The following is a 297-nucleotide window of genomic DNA, read 5'->3' on the forward strand; positions in this document are numbered from 1 at the left end:
GACGTGCAAGACGCGCACCCCGACACGGTGAGGAACAGCCCCGCCTGCGCGGGGACGACGTCGAACCGGGTCCGAAGATCACGCACCTCGGCGGAACAGCCCCGCCTGCGCGGGGACGACGTCGGGCTGGCGGAGAATCATGGCGAGACGTTCGGAACAGCCCCGCCTGCGCGGGGACGACATGACGGTTCAGGTGACGACCCCGGAGAAGGACGGAACAGCCCCGCCTGCGCGGGGACGACGCGAACTTGCCGCGAGCGTTGATGTTGTCGGCCGGAACAGCCCCGCCTGCGCGGG

It is taken from the genome of Dietzia sp. B44 (assembly GCF_014145245.1).
In the GTDB taxonomy this organism is placed as follows: domain Bacteria; phylum Actinomycetota; class Actinomycetes; order Mycobacteriales; family Mycobacteriaceae; genus Dietzia; species Dietzia natronolimnaea.